Genomic DNA, 1,480 nt, shown 5'->3' on the forward strand with positions numbered 1-1,480 from the left:
ATCCTGTCCCACTGACACCTATCAAGAAGATAGCAGCGGCAATAGTTGCAAGCAGAATTCTTCTTTCTGATTTCTTCTCGCGCAGACGTATGGCTTCTTCTACCTTCTGCATGGTGCGGTAGGTAAAATTGGACGGCAGGCGGAAAGTAGTCTGTTCTCTTACCGCCTTTTTCAATCCTCTATCTTTTAGTTCTTCGTTCATACTTTTTCTTGTTTCATCAACACATAAATCTTTTTACGTATACGGTGTAGCTTCACTTTTGCGTTGCTTTCCGTCAGTCCCAGGATGAGAGCGACCTCATTCAATGTTTTTTCTTCATAATAGAACAGGCTTATCAGTGCCTGTTCCTCGGAATCGAGTTGCTCCATGGCTCTGTTCAATTTGGCAATTTGCTCTTCCCCTTCATCATTTAAGGCTTCATCTACTTGTGTATCGGATATGTTGGCAAGCAGTGTATCATCCATGACAAAGGTATCAAATTTCTTTTTCCGTGCACTCGAGATGGCCGTATTATATGCAATCGAATAAATCCACGTCGAAAAAGAACTGGTGCCCTTGAAAGACGAGAGGTGCTGGAAGGCTTTCAGAAAGACATCCTGGGTCAGTTCTTCGGCATCTTCCTGGTTGGAGACGATGCGGGCCACCAGGATGAATACCTGCTGGCCGTATGTGTTGAGAAAATGCTCGTAAAGAGCAGTCTCTCCCCTCAAGATGCGCTGGATGATATGTCTCTCGTCGTCTTTCATTTTGTCTGTTAGACGCAGATTTGTTTGTTTGGTTACAGATTTTCGGAAGAAAAAATATTTTTCCGGAAAAGTGTAACCTCATGTAAACTGCCGCGTCTAAAGGGTACAAAGAAACGAAATTACTAATTTAAATTGAAACGAATATGATGGATTTTATTATGGTGCCTGCGGTGATGACAATCATTACTTTAGGAGTTTACAAATTGTTTGAGCTGTTTGTTTGTAAGAAGGAAAGAATCATGCTGATTGAGAAGATGGACGAGCGGGGACTACTCCCTCAGATGGATACGCCTAAATTACGTGGAAGTAGCTTTTCGTTCTCTGCCCTGAAAATAGGATGTCTGTTGGCTGGTATGGGACTTGGGTTATTGCTGGGTTATCTTATCTGCTATGCGACGATTCCCAATTACTTTACTGCGGACAGAGACTGGATGTATAGGGAGACTGTTTCCCTTATTTATGGGGCTTGTGTGCTGGGTGTTGGTGGAATCGGACTGATAGTGGCTTTTATTACAGAACTAAAACTGAACAAGAAGTAAGGTTATTATGTAGAAAATGCCGACCTTTGCTGAAAAATTAAGAGTATGCAATGAAGGTATTGATTCTTAACGGTAGTCCTCGTCGTCATGGCAACATGTCGAAAATGTTGGAGCTGATGAAGCAGGAACTTGAAGGCTGCGGAGTTGGAACAGTTTATATAGACGTTCCACAGTTGCAGGTACATCCCTGCATC

3 protein-coding genes and 1 pseudogene are annotated in these 1,480 nt (G+C 42.7%); 2 read left to right on the plus strand and 2 right to left on the minus strand.

Annotation, left to right across the window (positions count from 1 at the left end):
* Together ABUA47_RS22450 and ABUA47_RS22455 are read right to left on the minus strand one after the other, a co-directional pair.
* Positions 1-202, minus strand: a pseudogene (locus tag ABUA47_RS22450) (hypothetical protein); the annotation flags it as partial.
* On the minus strand, positions 199-747 hold the full coding sequence (locus ABUA47_RS22455) for an RNA polymerase sigma factor (protein WP_035448201.1): 549 nt from the start codon (positions 745-747) through the stop codon (positions 199-201). The pseudogene ABUA47_RS22450 and the gene ABUA47_RS22455, both read right to left, overlap by 4 nt.
* A 143-nt stretch (positions 748-890) precedes the next feature.
* Here ABUA47_RS22455 and ABUA47_RS22460 point away from each other — a divergent pair, with 143 nt between their 5' ends.
* On the plus strand, positions 891-1,286 hold the full coding sequence (locus tag ABUA47_RS22460; RefSeq protein ID WP_016273511.1) for a DUF6249 domain-containing protein: 396 nt from the start codon (positions 891-893) through the stop codon (positions 1,284-1,286).
* Positions 1,287-1,336: 50 nt separating this feature from the next.
* The coding region (locus ABUA47_RS22465) for a flavodoxin family protein (RefSeq protein WP_349832083.1) at positions 1,337-1,480 on the plus strand (144 nt) is incomplete at its 3' end.

It is taken from the genome of Bacteroides sp. RTP31139st1_H2_RTP31139_211217, assembly GCF_040227615.1.
Classification (GTDB): Bacteria; Bacteroidota; Bacteroidia; order Bacteroidales; family Bacteroidaceae; genus Bacteroides; species Bacteroides uniformis.

Bases quoted from the DNA above. Each gene is read 5' to 3' on its own strand.
- ABUA47_RS22460 (WP_016273511.1), top strand. From the start codon at position 891: ATGATGGATTTTATTATGGTGCCTGCGGTGATGACAATCATTACTTTA.
- ABUA47_RS22455 (WP_035448201.1), bottom strand. From the start codon at position 747: ATGAAAGACGACGAGAGACATATCATCCAGCGCATCTTGAGGGGAGAG.